Source organism: Rhodobacter capsulatus (genome assembly GCF_005144475.1).
Taxonomy (GTDB): domain Bacteria; phylum Pseudomonadota; class Alphaproteobacteria; order Rhodobacterales; family Rhodobacteraceae; genus Rhodobacter; species Rhodobacter capsulatus_C.
The window spans coordinates 14,549-29,666 of sequence record NZ_SWJZ01000087.1 but is presented as its reverse complement, the minus strand read 5'-3'; the positions used below and the strand labels follow the sequence as shown (position 1 = coordinate 29,666).

The following is a 15,118-nucleotide window of genomic DNA, read 5'->3' as shown; positions in this document are numbered from 1 at the left end:
AGTGCGATACGTGTTCGGTCCGCAGTCGCTTGCACGACCAAACCGCCCACATATCTCTTCAGATATCATCAATGTCAAAGAGCAAGAGGCAAAAACAAACCAGAACCGCCATTTTCAGTTGGCGCTTCAGGCCGTCACACCTCAGTGTATCCCGCGATCCGTTTCGTTTCGTCAGCTTTCGCTTTCGTCAGTCACCGTCTTGCGTCCCGCTGCAACCACCGTCGCTTCGGTGAGGAGGTTTCTACGCATCTCGACGGGGGGCCGCAAGAGGCATTTTCGCAAATCCGTCACTTTTCTTCGTTACGCTCGGAATTTCCGAGGAAAACTTGGGCGAAATGCGAAGGCACGCGACCGCCTTGCGCGGCCTCTCTGGCGATTTTTCGGCGCCGATCTAGAATCGCCCCGCCGAAAACCGGGAATCGGGGGGCTCGCCCCGACTCGCCTCCCCCCCTGACTCGCGCCCTTCCGCCTCGCCTTTCCCTGACTCGGCGCCCCCCCTGCCCTGCCCCGCGACCGGAATCGAAAAGGCCGGGGAAGATCCCCGGCCTTTCGCAGCTCTTCCCCCCGTCTCAGCGCAGGATGCGTCCCCGGACCCGCCAGATCTCGGGCAGCAGCACCGCCACATACAGCAGATCGACGACGATCAGGAACAGCCAGAGCTTCGTCACGATCAGCCCCATCACCATCACCGTGCCCAAAAGCATCCCCACCACGCCGATCCCGCGCAGCTTCAGCGACTTCGGCGAGAAGGTGTGCAGCCGCGAGATCATCAGCATGCCGACCACCCCCAGCCAGACCGCCGAAAAGACCGGCAGCACCGGACCGGCCAGCCAGCCCTCGAAGGCCAGGAACATCGGCAAGAGCGCCAAAATCGCCCCCGCAGGCGCCGGAACGCCGGTGAAATGGGTCTTGCCCGCGCCATCCTCGCTCCGGGTGACGTTGAACCGGGCCAGCCGCAGACAGGCCGAGGCGGCGTAGATCAGCACGAAGATCCAGCCCAGCGCATTCCCCTCGCCCATCGCGAAACGATAGACGAGCACCCCGGGCGCGACGCCAAAGCAGAGGAAATCCGACAGGCTGTCGAGTTCCGCGCCGAATTCCGACGTCGCCTTCAGCCGCCGCGCGATCAGACCGTCCAGCCCGTCGATCGCTGCCGAGATCAGAAGCAGCGTCACCGCCATCTCGAACTTGCCCACCATCGCGAAGCGGATCGCGGTCAGGCCCAGACACATCCCCGCCAGCGTGACAAGGTTGGGCAGAAGGAAAAGGAACGGCAGCTTTTCGCGGTCCTGCGGCTCAAGGCTCATCTCAGCGCACCTCGCCGGTGCGGGCCGCCTCGGTCCCGGACAGGTCGGCGATCACCGTCTCCCCGGCGATCATCGTCTGACCGATGCAGACCAGGGGCTGCACGCCCTCGGGCAGGTAAATGTCCAGACGCGAGCCGAAGCGGATCAGCCCGAAGCGATCGCCGGTGGCAAGCTGATCGCCCTCCTTGACGAAGCACAGGATGCGCCGCGCCACCAGACCCGCGATCTGCACCACGCCGTAGCGCTGCCCCGCCGCGGTCTCGACCGCCAGCCCGTTGCGCTCGTTGTCCAAGGACGCCTTGTCAAGCGAGGCGTTCAGAAACAGCCCCTTGTGATAGGCGACCTTGGTGACCCGCCCCGCCAGCGGCAGCCGGTTCACATGGCAGTTGAAGACCGACATGAAGACCGAAACCCGGGTCATCGGCGCCTCGCCCAGACCGAGTTCCGCCGGCGGCACCGCGGGTTGCAACAGCGACACCACCCCATCGGCGGGCGAGATCATCAGCCCCTCGCGCACCGGCGTCACCCGCGGCGGATCGCGGAAGAAATAATAGACCCAGATCGTCAGGCCGGTGCCGATCCAGCCCAGCGGCTCCCACAGCAGAAACAGCATCACCGTGATCGCCGCCGCGATGGCGACGAACTTGCGCCCCTCCGGGTGCATCGGCTTGACGAAAGTGGAAAGCATGGAAACGGACATGGCGAGCCTTTCTCTTTGGTCTTTCCGTTGCCGCTTCCTACCGCAAGTTTCGGCGCAAGGAAACCGCTGCGCCTTGCCGCAACCCGCAGGCCAAGCCGGTACCCAAGCAAAAGACTCGGATTGACTTTTCCGACTGTTTCGCTAGGTATTTTTGCAACGGAGGCCCCATGATCGTCTGTCACTGCCAGCACATCACCCATCGCGACATTCATGCCGCCATCGACTGGATGCGCGCCTCGGACCGCTTCGCGCTGATCACCCCGGGCAAGATTTACCGCGCGCTTGGCAAACGTGCGGATTGTGGCGGCTGCATGCCGCTTTTCCTTGCCACGATGCAGGAAAATGCCAATCTGGCAGTGCCCGCAGAAGTTGCGCAGGTTCCGGCGGAGCTGCGCAACCTGCGCATGTAACAACAGGGAAAGGACGCAGCCATGAAAGGCGACGCAAAAGTCATCGAATTTCTCAACGCGGCACTGCGGTCGGAACTGACCGCGATTTCGCAATACTGGGTGCATTTCCGGCTGCAGGAAGACTGGGGCCTCGCGAAGATGGCAAAGAAAAGCCGCGAGGAATCGATCGAGGAAATGGGCCATGCCGACAAGATCATCGCCCGGATCCTGTTCCTTGAGGGCCATCCGAACCTGCAGAAGCTCGACCCGCTGCGCATCGGCGAGGGCCCGCGCGAGACGCTCGAATGCGATCTGGCGGGGGAACATGACGCGCTGAAACTGTATCGCGAAGCGCGCGATTACTGCGCCGAGGTGGGCGACATCGTCTCGAAGAACATTTTCGAAAGCCTGATCACCGACGAGGAAGGCCACGTCGATTTCCTCGAAACGCAGATCTCGCTGTACGACCGGCTCGGGCCGCAGGGCTTCGCGCTGCTCAATGCCGCGCCGATGGACGCGGCCGAGTAAGCCCCCGCAAAGGTCAAAGGCGCCCCTCGCGGAGCGCCTTTTCATTCATCTTGCCAGAAATATCCCGGGGGGGCCGAAGGCGGGGGGCAGCGCCCCCCCTGCCCCGTGTCAGCCCCGCGCCGCGCGGATCAGATCCAGGATCTCGCGCGCCGCCGCCGGAATGTTGGTGCCCGGCCCGAAGATCGCCTTCACCCCGGCCGCCTTCAGGAAATCATAGTCCTGCTGCGGGATCACCCCGCCGCAGATCACCAGGATATCCTCGGCGCCCTTTTCCTTCAGCGCCTCGATCAGCTTCGGCGCCAGCGTCTTGTGACCGGCGGCCAGCGAGGAAATGCCGACCACGTGCACGTCGTTGTCGACCGCATCCTGCGCCGCTTCCTCGGGGGTCTGGAACAGCGTGCCCACATCGACGTCAAAGCCGATATCGGCGAAAGCCGTCGCGATCACCTTGGCGCCGCGGTCGTGACCGTCCTGCCCCATCTTCACGACCAGCATCCGCGGACGCCGCCCCTCGGCCTCGGCAAAGGCGTTCACATCGGCCTGGATCTGCGCAAAACCCGCATCGCCCTCGTAGGCCGCGCCATAGACCCCCGCCAGCGTCTTCACCTCGGCGCGGTGACGGCCAAAGATTTCTTCCATCGCCATCGAGATTTCCCCCACCGAGGCCCGGGCCCGGGCCGCATCGACGGCGGCGTCCAGAAGGTTGCCCCCCTCTTTCGCGCGCCGGGTGACTTCGGCCAGAGCGGCCTGACATTTGGCTTCGTCGCGGGTCGCGCGCATCTGCGTCAGCCGCGCGATCTGGCTTTCGCGCACCGCCACGTTGTCGATGTCCAGAATGTCGATCGGGTCTTCCTTGGCCAGACGATATTTGTTGACGCCAACGATCACATCCTCGCCGCGGTCGATCGCCGCCTGCCGCTTGGCCGCCGATTCCTCGATGCGCAGCTTCGGCATGCCGGTGGCCACGGCCTTGGTCATGCCGCCCATCGCCTCGACTTCCTCGATCAGCGCCCAGGCCTTGTCGGCCAGCTCCGCCGTCAGCGCCTCGACATAATAGCTGCCCGCCAGCGGATCGACGACCTTGGTGACGCCGGTTTCCTCCTGCAGGATGATCTGGGTGTTCCGCGCGATCCGGGCCGAAAACTCGGTCGGCAGCGCGATCGCCTCGTCCAGCGCGTTGGTGTGCAGCGACTGCGTGCCGCCCAGCGCCGCCGACATCGCCTCGTAAGCGGTGCGGATGACGTTGTTGTAGGGGTCTTGTTCCTGCAACGACACGCCCGAGGTCTGGCAGTGCGTCCGCAGCATCAGCGAGCCCGGTTTCTTCGGCTCGAATTCCGACATGATCCGGTGCCACAGCAGCCGCGCCGCCCGCAGCTTCGCTGCTTCCATGAAGAAGTTCATGCCGATGGCGAAGAAGAACGACAGCCGCCCGGCAAAATCATCGACGTTCATGCCGCGTGCCAGCGCCGCGCGCACATATTCGCGCCCGTCGGCCAGCGTATAGGCCAGCTCTTGCACCAGGTTCGCGCCCGCTTCCTGCATGTGATAGCCGGAAATCGAGATCGAGTTGAACTTCGGCATCTCTTTCGAGGTGTATTCGATGATGTCCGCAATCAGCCGCATCGAGGGTTCGGGCGGATAGATATAGGTGTTGCGGACCATGAACTCCTTGAGGATGTCGTTCTGGATCGTGCCCGACAGCAGGCTGCGATCCACGCCCTGTTCCTCGCCGGTCACGATGAAGTTCGCCAGGATCGGGATCACCGCGCCGTTCATCGTCATCGAGACCGAGACCTTTTCGAGCGGGATGCCGTCGAACAGGATCTTCATGTCCTCGACCGAATCGATCGCCACGCCCGCCTTGCCGACATCGCCGACGACGCGCGGGTGATCCGAATCATAGCCGCGGTGGGTGGCCAGGTCGAAGGCGACCGAGACGCCCTGCTGCCCCGCCGCCAGCGCCTTGCGGTAAAAGGCGTTGCTCTCTTCCGCCGTCGAGAAGCCCGCATATTGCCGGATCGTCCAGGGACGGCCCGCATACATCGTCGCCCGCACGCCGCGGGTGAAGGGGGCGATGCCCGGCAGCGTGCCCATATGCGGCAGATCCGCGGTGTCCGCCTCGGTGTAAAGCGGCTTGACCGCGATGCCTTCGAGCGTGTTCCAGGTCAGGCTGTCGGGCGCGCGGCCCTTGAGTTCCTTTTCGGCCAGCTTGCGCCAGCCATCGATTTTGTCGGTCATGTGCGAGCCTCGTTTCGGGGGGCGAAGGCCGGGGGGGCGCCCCCCTCCCGGCCGGTCCGTTCAGTTCTCAGACGGGGAAAGCCCCGGCCTCATTCGAATTCCATGATGATGTCATCGACCTTCAGCGAGGCACCGGCCGCGCAGTTGATCTTCTTCACCACGCCCTTGCGCTCGGCCTTGAGGATGTTTTCCATCTTCATCGCCTCGACCGTGGCCAGCGCCTGACCTTCCTGCACTTCCTGCCCCTCCTCGACCGAGATCTTCACGATCAGGCCGGGCATCGGGCAGAGCAGGAATTTCGAGGTGTCCGGCGGCAGTTTTTCCGGCATCAGCGCCGCCAGATCATGCTGGCGCGGGGTGCGGACATGCACCTTCAGATCGGCGCCGCGCACCCGGATGCGGAAGCCCATCGGGATCTTGCCGACCTTCAGCACCAGGGGCTCGCCGCCCACCGTCAGTTTCGCCAGCGACTTGCCCGGCGTCCAGTCGCTTTCGACGCGCAGGCCGGTGCCATCGGCAAAGGTCACGGTCGAACCCGCCTTGTCGGCGGCGATCTTCAGCGCGAAGCTTTCGCCCTGCAGGCTGACCACCCAGTCATCGCCGACCCGGCGCTCGTGGTTGCCCAGCGTGCCCGAGATCTTGGTGCGGCGGATTTCCGCGACGCGGTTCATCGCGGCGGTGGCGGCGGCGACGCGCTTGAGCATGACATCGCCCAGCCGGACGCCCTGGAAGCCCTCGGGATATTCCTCGGCGATGAAGGCCGTGGTGATCGAGCCCTCGACGAAGCGGTCGTGATCCATCACCGCGGCGCAGAACGGCAGGTTGTGGCCGATGCCCTCGACCTCGAACGTATCCAGCGCCAGACGCATTTCCTCGATCGCGGCTTCGCGGGTCGGGCCCCAGGTGCAAAGTTTCGCGATCATCGGGTCGTAATACATCGAGATCTCGCCGCCTTCGAAGACGCCGGTGTCGTTGCGCACGATCCCGCCCGAGGCCGTCGGGCCTTCGACCGGCGGCTGGTATTTCGTCAGCCGCCCGATCGAGGGCAGGAAGTTGCGATAGGGATCCTCGGCGTAAAGGCGGCTTTCCATCGCCCAGCCGTTGATGCCGATATCTTCCTGCTTGAAGGGCAGCGGTTCCCCGGCGGCGACACGGATCATCATTTCCACCAGGTCGATGCCGGTGATCAGTTCGGTCACCGGATGTTCCACCTGCAGACGGGTGTTCATCTCGAGGAAGTAGAAGTTGCGGTTGCCGTCGACGATGAATTCCACGGTCCCGGCCGAGGTGTAGCCCACCGCTTTCGCCAGTGCGCAGGCCTGTTCGCCCATCGCCTTGCGGGTCGCGGGATCAAGGAACGGCGAGGGCGCCTCTTCGATGACCTTCTGGTTGCGGCGCTGGATCGAGCATTCGCGCTCGTTCAGATAGACGCAATTGCCGTGCTGGTCGGCCAGCACCTGAATTTCGATGTGGCGCGGCTGCGTCACGAATTTCTCGATGAAGATGCGGTCATCGCCAAAGCTTGCCGCGGCTTCGTTCTTCGAGGACTGGAAGCCCTCGCGCGCTTCCTCGGCGTTCCAGGCGATCCGCATGCCCTTGCCGCCGCCGCCCGCCGAGGCCTTGATCATCACCGGATAGCCGATCTGATCCGAGATCTTCACCGCCTCGTCGGCATCGGCGATCAGGCCCATGTAGCCCGGAACGGTCGAAACCCCCGCTTCCTGCGCCAGTTTCTTCGAGGTGATCTTGTCGCCCATCGCCTCGATCGCGGGCGACGGCGGTCCGACAAAGATCACGCCTTCGGCCTCCAGCGCGGCAGCGAAGTCGCGCCGTTCCGACAGGAAGCCATAGCCCGGGTGCACGGCCTCGGCGCCGGTCTTGCGGATCGCCTCCATGATCTTGTCGATCACGATATAGGACTGGTTCGCGGGCGGCGGGCCGATGTGGACGGCCTCGTCCGCCATCTTGACGTGCAGCGCCTGCGCATCGGCGTCGGAATAGACGGCCACCGTCTTGATGCCCATCTTGCGCGCCGATTTGATGACGCGGCAGGCGATCTCGCCGCGGTTGGCGATCAGGATTTTCTTGAACATGGTCAGTCCCTTCCTCCGGGCGCGGATTGGCCCGCGCCCCCTTTCGTGATGTCATGTGCCGTCATGGCGGGCGAAACGAAACGCCACCGAGGGGGGAACCCTCGATGGCGGCATGAGTTTGCACCCCGCGCAGGCGGGGAAATGTGGGTCAGCTCAGTAGCAAGGACCGCCGACGCCGACGTTGCAGGTCGCCCCACCGGCCAGCGCGCCAAGCGCCGCCCCGGCGACCATGTTCTGGTCGGCCGCATCGGCGATGATCGCCCCGGCCGCGCCGCCAGCAAGGGCGCGCTGGCCCTGGGTTTCCATGCAGCCGGCCAGCGCCGAAGCCGCCACGAGAGCGAGAAGAAGGGAAGTGCTGCGCATGAGTGTCTGCCTCCGACAGGGGTTATGATTGCCCCTGAATCTAGCGCAGAAACGCGCCAGCACAACGGATAGTTCCGATCGGAAGGACAAAGGCGGACGGCATCGGCAAGGCTTTGCCAATGTCCCCCGACACCGGCAAGGGCCGGGGCGCAAAGGTGCGGCCCGACAAAAACGCCGGGCCGCGACCCCAAGACACTAACATGGAGGTTGGACGGCGCGGCTTCGAAACACGCCATCTGCATCCCGATATGGGGCGCCGATGCCGCATTGCCAGAGGCGGGCACGAAAGCCCCGCCGAAATCGGCGATTTTCTGCCGATATGCCGTCCGGACCCGGGTCATTCCCAGTCGTCCTCCGCCTCGTCCTCGTCCGCGTCCCAGTCGAAAGCGTCGGGATCGGCGAAAACCTCGGGGAAGCTCGCCTCGGCGCGCTTGCGGTCGATGCGCAGAAGCTGCTCGTAGCTGCAGGGATCGGCGGGTTCGCTGGCCCAGACGACCTCGCGGCCGATCAGCCAGGACAGGCGCCCGGCATCCAGATTGCCCCGCTCGAAGGGCTCTTCGCCAAAATGGTTCCACAGGGCCGCCATGAAGCCCGCATCGGCGCGACGGTCGGGCGCGGCCCGATCCTTGTAACGCTCGCGGCGGACGATCTTGGTGGCGCCCTTCTTGGCATTGGCGCGACGGATGGTGAACTGGAAATCGGACCCGGGAAGACGCCCCGGGAAGCCACGGTGTTTCAGCATGATGTGCCCCTTTCCAGCGCGGGGTCGCACATCAGACCCGTCCCGCGCAAGCGCGGAACGGGCAGGCCGGGGGCATGGGGCTTGCCCTGCCCCCGAAACCGATTACTTGTATTTGCCGGTTTGCACCGGTTCGACGGTGACCGGAGCCACCGGCTCGGTTTTGGGCGCGCAAGCGGCCACGAAAGCGATCGCGACGAGGGCGAAGAGGACTTTGTTCGACATGGGTATCTCCTGTCAGGACCTTGGTGCGGGCGGAATGCCCCGCCCGTCGGGTCCTTGTCTGTCATTGTTCGGACCGGCTGATTCCGGTCGCGCGTAAACTTACCCCGGCCGTCAAGGGGGATGAAGCGAAAAGCGCGTGAACACAAAAGTTTCGGGCAAGCCGTAGCTTCCCCCCAACCCTTAGTGTCCTTGCGCGGCGTCGCCATCAGAAAAGCTCCCAGTGACAGGCCCCATCGGCGATGGAATAGGCCTCGAAGAATTGCACGGCTGTGTCGTCCGATGCCCCGAAGGGCACCACGCGGTCCGCCAGATCCAGCACCAGCCCGGCAGGCTGCGGCCCGTCCTTGGGCAGATGCGCCAGCGCGAAGCCGTCGCACAGCGCCTGCAGGTCGGCCGAGGCCTTGTCCGGGCCATAGCCCGCCCCGGCCACCTCCGGCGCGACAAACCGAAAGCGCAGCGTCAGCCCCTGCGGACCGGCGGCGTCCATCCGGGTTTCGAGCCACTGCGGCGCAAGGCCCGAGGGCACCGCGATCGGCGGGCCCGAGGGCACGGGCAAGGGCCCGGTTTCCTGCACCGGCCCGAACGCCGTCTCCGCCCCGGTCTGCGCGGGCATCGGCGGGATCAGATCCGCCTCGACCGCCGCGTCTTCCTGGGCAAGGATGGGCCGGGCAAGCGCCGTCACAGCGAGGACGACCGCGATCGCCCCCCGCAAGGCTGTGCGCGCCTGCCCGGCCCCACGAAGCATTCCGCGCCCCTCAGAGCGGAATGTTGTCGTGTTTCTTCCACGGGTTGGCCAGCTTCTTCGAGCGCAGGCTCGCAAAAGCACGGGCCACCCGACGACGGGTGGACGAGGGTTTGATCACCTCGTCGATGAAGCCGCGTTCGGCCGCCACGAAGGGGTTGGCGAAGCGGTCTTCATAGTCCTTGGTGCGGGCGGCGATCTTGTCCTTGTCGCCCAGTTCGGAACGATACAGGATCTCGGTCGCGCCCTTGGCGCCCATCACCGCGATTTCGGCGGTGGGCCAGGCATAGTTGAAATCGCCGCGCAGGTGTTTCGACGCCATCACGTCATAGGCGCCGCCATAGGCCTTGCGGGTGATCACGGTGACTTTCGGCACGGTGGCCTCGCCGTAAGCAAACAGCAGCTTCGCGCCGTGCTTGATCACGCCGCCATATTCCTGGCCGGTGCCGGGCAGGAAGCCGGGCACGTCGACCAGCGTCAGGATCGGGATCTCGAACGCGTCGCAGAACCGCACGAAGCGCGCCGCCTTGCGCGAGCTGTCGATGTCAAGGCAGCCCGCCAGAACCATCGGCTGGTTCGCGACGATGCCCACGGTCTGACCCTCGATGCGGATGAAGCCGGTGATGATGTTGCCGGCGTAATCCTTTTGAATCTCGAAGAAATCGCCCTCGTCGGCGATTTTCGCGATCAACTCCTTCATGTCATAGGGCATGTTGGGGTTGGCCGGGATCAGCGTATCGAGGCTTTCCTCGATCCGGTCGACCGAGTCGAAGAAGGGCCGCACCGGCGCCTTTTCGCGGTTCGAGAGCGGCAGGAAGTCGATCAGGCGGCGGGTTTCCGCGATCGCCTCGACGTCGTTTTCATAGGCGCCGTCGGCGACCGAGGATTTCTTCGTGTGGGTCGAGGCGCCGCCCAGTTCCTCGGCGGTGACGATCTCGTTCGTCACCGTCTTCACCACGTCGGGGCCGGTCACGAACATGTAGGAGCTGTCCTTCACCATGAAGATGAAGTCGGTCATCGCGGGGGAATAGACCGCGCCCCCGGCACAGGGCCCCATGATCAGCGAAATCTGCGGCACCACGCCCGAGGCCATGATGTTGCGCTGGAACACCTCGGCATACCCGGCGAGCGAGGCGACGCCCTCCTGGATCCGCGCGCCGCCCGAATCGTTCATCCCGATCACCGGGGCGCCGTTCTGCATCGCCATGTCCATGATCTTGCAGATCTTCTCGGCATGGGTTTCGGAGAGCGAACCGCCAAAGACGGTGAAATCCTGGCTGAACACATAGACCATGCGGCCGTTCACCGTGCCCCAGCCGGTGACGACGCCATCGCCCGAGATATGCTCCGCTTCCATGCCGAAATCGACGCAGCGATGCGCCTTGAACATGTCGAATTCCTCGAACGAGCCCTCGTCCAGAAGCAGTTCGATGCGTTCGCGCGCCGTCAGCTTGCCCTTCTTGTGCTGGGCCTCGATGCGCCGCTCGCCGCCGCCAAGCCGCGCCGCCGCACGCCGGCTTTCCAGCTCGCTCAGGATGTCTTTCATGGGGTCCCCTCCGAGAATTTCCGCGCAACCTAATGGAACGAAAGAATGTTACCAAGCGGATTCGGGAAAATTTGCAAATAATTCTCAAGCCGCCAAGTGCGAATTGCGATATTGCAAATAAGCTGGAGTCGGCGGGCCCGGCGCGCTAGGAGGACGCAGCCGTTTCGGAGCCGATCATGACCCTTCCCGCGCCCCTCGTCACCTTTCTTTTGCTGACCGCCTCGAATGTCTTCATGACCTTCGCCTGGTACGGGCATCTGCGCTTCAAATCGGCGCCGATGCTGGTGGCGATCGGGATTTCCTGGGGCATCGCGTTTTTCGAATATTGCCTGATGGTGCCCGCCAACCGCATCGGCTACGGCACGATGTCCGCCGCGCAACTGAAAGTGATGCAGGAGGTGATCTCGCTCACCGTCTTCGTCGGCTTCAACACCTGGTGGCTGGGCGAGCCGCCGACCTGGCGGACCCTGGGCGGTTTTGCCCTGATCATCGCCGGGGCGGCGCTGATCTTTTCGAACAAGGGCTGAGAGATTTGACCGAGGCCATCGCCGAGGCCCCCGGAACGGCGGCCCCAAGACGACCGAGGGCCCAAAGGCCCTCGGGCAGCGCCCGCCCCGCCCCGATCTTGTGACGCATACATTTTACCCGATGGACAAAATGACGCGCGCAGCCTAGCGCGGGGCCATGGCATTCCTTGATCGCAAGACGGCCCCGCACATCGTCACCCTCGTGCTCGCCACCGGGGTGGCGGCACTCAGCCTCAACATCTTCCTGCCCTCGCTGCCCGGCATGGCGCGGCATTTCGGCGTCGATTACGGGCTGATGCAGCTGGCGGTTTCCGCCTATCTGGCGGCCTCGGCCGTCGCGCAATTCGTTGTCGGACCGATTTCCGACCGCTACGGCCGCCGCCCGGTGCTGCTGTGGGTGGTGGCGATCTTCACCCTCGCCTCGGTCGCGGCGCTGTTTGCGCCGAATGCCGAGGCTTTCCTGGCCGCGCGCTTCGTGCAGGCGGTGGTGGCCACCGCCTTCGTGCTGGCCCGCGCCGCCGTGCGCGACATGGTGCCCGGCCCCGGTGCCGCCTCGATGATCGGTTATGTCACCATGGGGATGTCGCTCGTGCCGATGATCGGCCCGGCGGTGGGCGGGCTTCTGGACGGGCTTTTCGGCTGGCAGGCGAACTTGGCCGTGCTGGCCGCCTCGGGCGCGGCTCTTTTCGCGCTGGTCTGGGCCGACATGGGCGAGACTGTCTCGGGCGGCGGGCTTGGGTTTTCCGCACAGATGCGAGCCTATCCGATCCTGCTGCGCTCGGGCCAGTTCTGGGGCTATGCGCTGTCGGCCGCCGCCTCGGCCGGGCTTTTCTACGCCTATCTCGGCGGCGCGGCGCTGGTGGGCGAGCAGGCCTTTGGCCTGAGCCCGGTCGAGGTCGGCTATTTCTTCGCCCTGCCCTCGCTTGGCTATCTGATCGGCAACTGGGTTTCGGGGCGGTTTTCGCTGCATCTGGGGATGGACCGGATGGTGCTTTGGGGCACGACACTCGCCACCGCCGCCATCGCCGTGGCGCTGATCGCCAAGGCCGCGGGCGTGCTCGGCCCGATCACCTTTTTCACCGTCGTCGGCGTGACCGGGATCGGCAACGGCCTGTCGCTGCCCTCGGCCAATGCCGGGCTGATGTCGGTGCGGGCCGATCTGGCGGGCACCGCCTCGGGCCTTGGCGCGACGATGACGATCGGCACCGGCGCGGTGCTGGCCAGCCTCACCGCGACCCTGCTTGGCCCCGAGGTCGAGGTGGCGCGGCTGTTGTGGGTGATGTTCGCCTCCTCGGCGCTCTCGGTCGCGGCGATCCTCTGGGTGATGCGGCGGCCTCAATAGCCATAAGCGGGCGATTTCGCCACGGCATCACCGCGGGCAATCGCCTCGCGCTCGATCGGAATCAGATTGCCCGGCAAGACCAGCGACTCGGTCAGCGTGCGGCGCAACATCGGCTCGGCGCCCAGCCGCTCGTATTGCGCCACATGCACCAGCTCATGCGCCAAAAGCCAGTCGGGCACCGGCGCCTGCGTCACGGTGATGCCGTAGCCCGTCGTCAGCCCCCAGGCGCGCTCGACCCGGAACAGCCGCGCCAGCTCCGGGTCGGTCATCGGCGCGATCTGCGCCAGCGCCAGAAGCCGCACCTTTTCCGGATGGCGGACACCGACCCTGCGGGCGATGTCCTGTTCGCGCGGGCTCAGCCCCCGCCCCTCGGACAAGGCCCGGGCATCGCGCGCCCGTTCCTCGGCGCGCAGCCGCGGCATCAACTGGGCGATCCGCACCGCCAGCGCCGGATCGGGCGCCGCGATCCGCGCCGCCTCGGCCGGGGTGATCTCGGGCGGGGGGATCTCGGGCGGCACCGGGGCGCAGCCGCACAAAGCCAAAACGATCAGAGCCGACAGCCGCATGCGCCCTCCCTTTCCTGTGCCAAGCTAGGGCGCTTTGTCCCAGCAATGCAACCTCCCCTTGCACCTGCCCTTTGCAAAGGCTACGAGAATTTTGCAAAGCAGAGGGCAGCATGGCCACGCAGAAACTCTATGCCGGTGTGAAACTGCGCGAGACCCGGGCGCGGCTCGGATTGACGCAAAAGGCCTTTGCCGACCGGCTGGGCGTGTCGCTGCCCTATCTGAACCAGATGGAGAACAACCACCGCCCGGTTTCGGCGGCGGTGGTGCTGGCGCTGGCGGGCGAGTTCGGGCTTGATGTGACCGAGCTTTCGGCGGGCGATGCGGAACGGCTGGTGTCCGACATGCGCGAGGCGATGGCGGATCCGGTCTTTGCCGATGGCGGCACGCCGCCCTTGGCCGATCTGCGGCTGGCGGCGTCGAATGCGCCTGCGCTTGCCCGGGCGTTTCTGGAGCTGCACCGCGCCTACAGACAGGCGCATGAACGGCTGGCCTCGCTCGACGAGGCCCTCGGCCGAGAGGGCGCGCAGACGGTCGTTTCCCCTTGGGAAGAGGTCCGCGACTTCTTTCACTATTGCGACAATTACATCGACGCCGTCGATCGCGCCGCCGAACGCTTTTCCTGCCCGGATGGCAAGAGGTTGGACCCGATCCTGCGAGCCACCGACGCCCTGCGCGCCCGCGGCGTCGACGTGCAGTTTTCGAACATTTCCGAGCTGCGCACGCGCGAGGGCGACCGCATCCTGATCTCCGCCCATGCCAGCCGCTCGACGCAGGCGTTCCAGCTGCTGCATCAGGTCGCGCTGATCACCCAAAACGAGCTGCTCGAGGCAACGCTCGATCTGGCGCGGTTTCAATCCGAGACCTCGCGGGCGATCGCAAAGATCGGTCTGGCGAATTATTTCGCGGGCGCCGCGCTGCTGCCCTATCGCGCCTTTCTGGATGCGGCGCAGGAAACCCGTCACGATCTGGAACGGCTGGCCGATGCGTTCGGCGCCAGCATCGAGCAGGTGGCGCATCGGCTCTCGACGCTGCAGCGCCCCGGCGCCAAGGGGATTCCCTTCTTCTTCGTCCGCGTCGATCAGGCCGGCACGATCACCAAGCGCCATTCCGCGACGCGGCTGCAATTCGCCCGTTTCGGCGGCGCCTGCCCGCTGTGGAACGTGCATCAGGCTTTTGAAACGCCGACGAAATTCCTGCGCCAGCTGGCCGAGACACCGGATGGGGTGCGCTATCTGTGTCTGGCGCGCGACGTGTCGAAAACCGGCGGCAGCTTCACCGCCCCGGTGCGGCGCTATGCGATCTGTCTGGGCTGCGAGGTCAGCCATGCCCGCGGCATGGTCTATGCCGACGACATGGAACTGGGCAATCCGCGCGCCTATCAGCCGATCGGGATTTCCTGCCGGATCTGCGAGCGCAAGGACTGCCACCAGCGCTCGGTTCCGCCGCTCGAACGCCGCCTGCGCGTCGATCCGAACCGCCGCGGCTTGCTGCCCTACGACATCGCCTGAGCTCCAAACATCGAAAAGCCCCGGAAAATCCGAGGCTTGTCGATCAGTCTGTGGAGGTCGTCAGGAATGGTGCAGCATATGGGCGATTTCGTCCTTGATATGCGCGCGTTGCTTGCGCAGATCCACTTCGGCGAAATGTTCCAGCGGTTCGACATTGGTTTCAGCCCGGTGAACCTTGTCATTCACCGTGTCGTAATCTTCCAGAAGCTTGGCAAAATGGGCGTTCGAGACCTTCAAAGCATGCAGCTTTTCCATCTCGAACGGGAATTCCTCGGACAGGGTATGCGGGGTGTTCGACATGGGGC

14 protein-coding genes and 1 pseudogene are annotated in these 15,118 nt (G+C 65.2%); 5 read left to right on the top strand and 10 right to left on the bottom strand.

Features of this window, described 5'->3' with window-relative positions:
- Positions 1-569: 569 nt before the first annotated feature.
- Both pssA and FBT96_RS16985 read right to left on the bottom strand, forming a co-directional pair.
- Complete coding sequence (gene pssA / locus FBT96_RS16990) at positions 570-1,307, bottom strand: CDP-diacylglycerol--serine O-phosphatidyltransferase (protein ID WP_136908721.1); 738 nt, start codon at positions 1,305-1,307, stop codon at positions 570-572.
- A gap of 1 nt (position 1,308) precedes the next feature.
- Positions 1,309-2,028, bottom strand: a pseudogene (locus FBT96_RS16985) (phosphatidylserine decarboxylase); the annotation flags it as partial.
- A gap of 146 nt (positions 2,029-2,174) precedes the next feature.
- On the opposite strand from FBT96_RS16985, the gene FBT96_RS16980 reads away from it, so the two are divergent.
- Both FBT96_RS16980 and bfr read left to right on the top strand, forming a co-directional pair.
- Positions 2,175-2,417: a (2Fe-2S)-binding protein gene (locus FBT96_RS16980; RefSeq protein ID WP_136908717.1), complete on the top strand. Its 243-nt coding sequence runs from the start codon at positions 2,175-2,177 to the stop codon at positions 2,415-2,417.
- A gap of 21 nt (positions 2,418-2,438) precedes the next feature.
- On the top strand, positions 2,439-2,924 hold the full coding sequence (gene bfr / locus FBT96_RS16975; protein ID WP_013066657.1) for a bacterioferritin: 486 nt from the start codon (positions 2,439-2,441) through the stop codon (positions 2,922-2,924).
- Positions 2,925-3,032: 108 nt separating this feature from the next.
- Here the strand turns inward: bfr and scpA are convergent, their stop codons facing one another.
- From scpA to FBT96_RS16945, 6 genes are all read right to left on the bottom strand, one after another.
- Complete coding sequence (gene scpA / locus FBT96_RS16970; protein WP_136908715.1) at positions 3,033-5,162, bottom strand: methylmalonyl-CoA mutase; 2,130 nt, start codon at positions 5,160-5,162, stop codon at positions 3,033-3,035.
- Between the two features lie 89 nt (positions 5,163-5,251).
- Positions 5,252-7,255: an acetyl-CoA carboxylase biotin carboxylase subunit gene (locus tag FBT96_RS16965; RefSeq protein WP_136908713.1), complete on the bottom strand. Its 2,004-nt coding sequence runs from the start codon at positions 7,253-7,255 to the stop codon at positions 5,252-5,254.
- Between the two features lie 153 nt (positions 7,256-7,408).
- Positions 7,409-7,618, bottom strand: a complete 210-nt coding sequence (locus FBT96_RS16960) for a hypothetical protein (protein WP_136908711.1) — start codon at positions 7,616-7,618, stop codon at positions 7,409-7,411.
- Between the two features lie 337 nt (positions 7,619-7,955).
- Entirely contained in the window at positions 7,956-8,360 is a 405-nt protein-coding gene (locus FBT96_RS16955) for a hypothetical protein (RefSeq protein ID WP_136908709.1), read from the bottom strand.
- A 427-nt stretch (positions 8,361-8,787) separates the two neighbouring features.
- Positions 8,788-9,327 (bottom strand): DUF6497 family protein, encoded by a 540-nt coding sequence (locus FBT96_RS16950; protein ID WP_136908707.1) that lies wholly within the window; start codon positions 9,325-9,327, stop codon positions 8,788-8,790.
- Positions 9,328-9,337: 10 nt separating this feature from the next.
- Entirely contained in the window at positions 9,338-10,870 is a 1,533-nt protein-coding gene (locus FBT96_RS16945; protein ID WP_013066650.1) for an acyl-CoA carboxylase subunit beta, read from the bottom strand.
- 176 nt (positions 10,871-11,046) lie between these two features.
- Here FBT96_RS16945 and FBT96_RS16940 point away from each other — a divergent pair, with 176 nt between their 5' ends.
- Together FBT96_RS16940 and FBT96_RS16935 are read left to right on the top strand one after the other, a co-directional pair.
- On the top strand, positions 11,047-11,397 hold the full coding sequence (locus FBT96_RS16940; RefSeq protein WP_013066649.1) for a DMT family protein: 351 nt from the start codon (positions 11,047-11,049) through the stop codon (positions 11,395-11,397).
- Between the two features lie 157 nt (positions 11,398-11,554).
- Positions 11,555-12,739 carry a multidrug effflux MFS transporter gene (locus FBT96_RS16935; RefSeq protein WP_136908705.1) on the top strand — a complete coding sequence of 395 codons (1,185 nt, stop codon included), beginning with the start codon at positions 11,555-11,557 and terminating at the stop codon, positions 12,737-12,739.
- Here the strand turns inward: FBT96_RS16935 and FBT96_RS16930 are convergent.
- Positions 12,733-13,305, bottom strand: a complete 573-nt coding sequence (locus tag FBT96_RS16930; protein WP_136908703.1) for a hypothetical protein — start codon at positions 13,303-13,305, stop codon at positions 12,733-12,735. The genes FBT96_RS16935 and FBT96_RS16930 overlap by 7 nt on opposite strands.
- A gap of 110 nt (positions 13,306-13,415) precedes the next feature.
- On the opposite strand from FBT96_RS16930, the gene FBT96_RS16925 reads away from it, so the two are divergent.
- Complete coding sequence (locus FBT96_RS16925; protein WP_136908701.1) at positions 13,416-14,813, top strand: helix-turn-helix domain-containing protein; 1,398 nt, start codon at positions 13,416-13,418, stop codon at positions 14,811-14,813.
- 60 nt (positions 14,814-14,873) lie between these two features.
- Here FBT96_RS16925 and FBT96_RS16920 read toward each other — a convergent pair whose 3' ends face one another.
- Entirely contained in the window at positions 14,874-15,113 is a 240-nt protein-coding gene (locus FBT96_RS16920) for a YdcH family protein (protein ID WP_136908699.1), read from the bottom strand.
- Between the last annotated feature and the right edge of the window lie 5 nt (positions 15,114-15,118).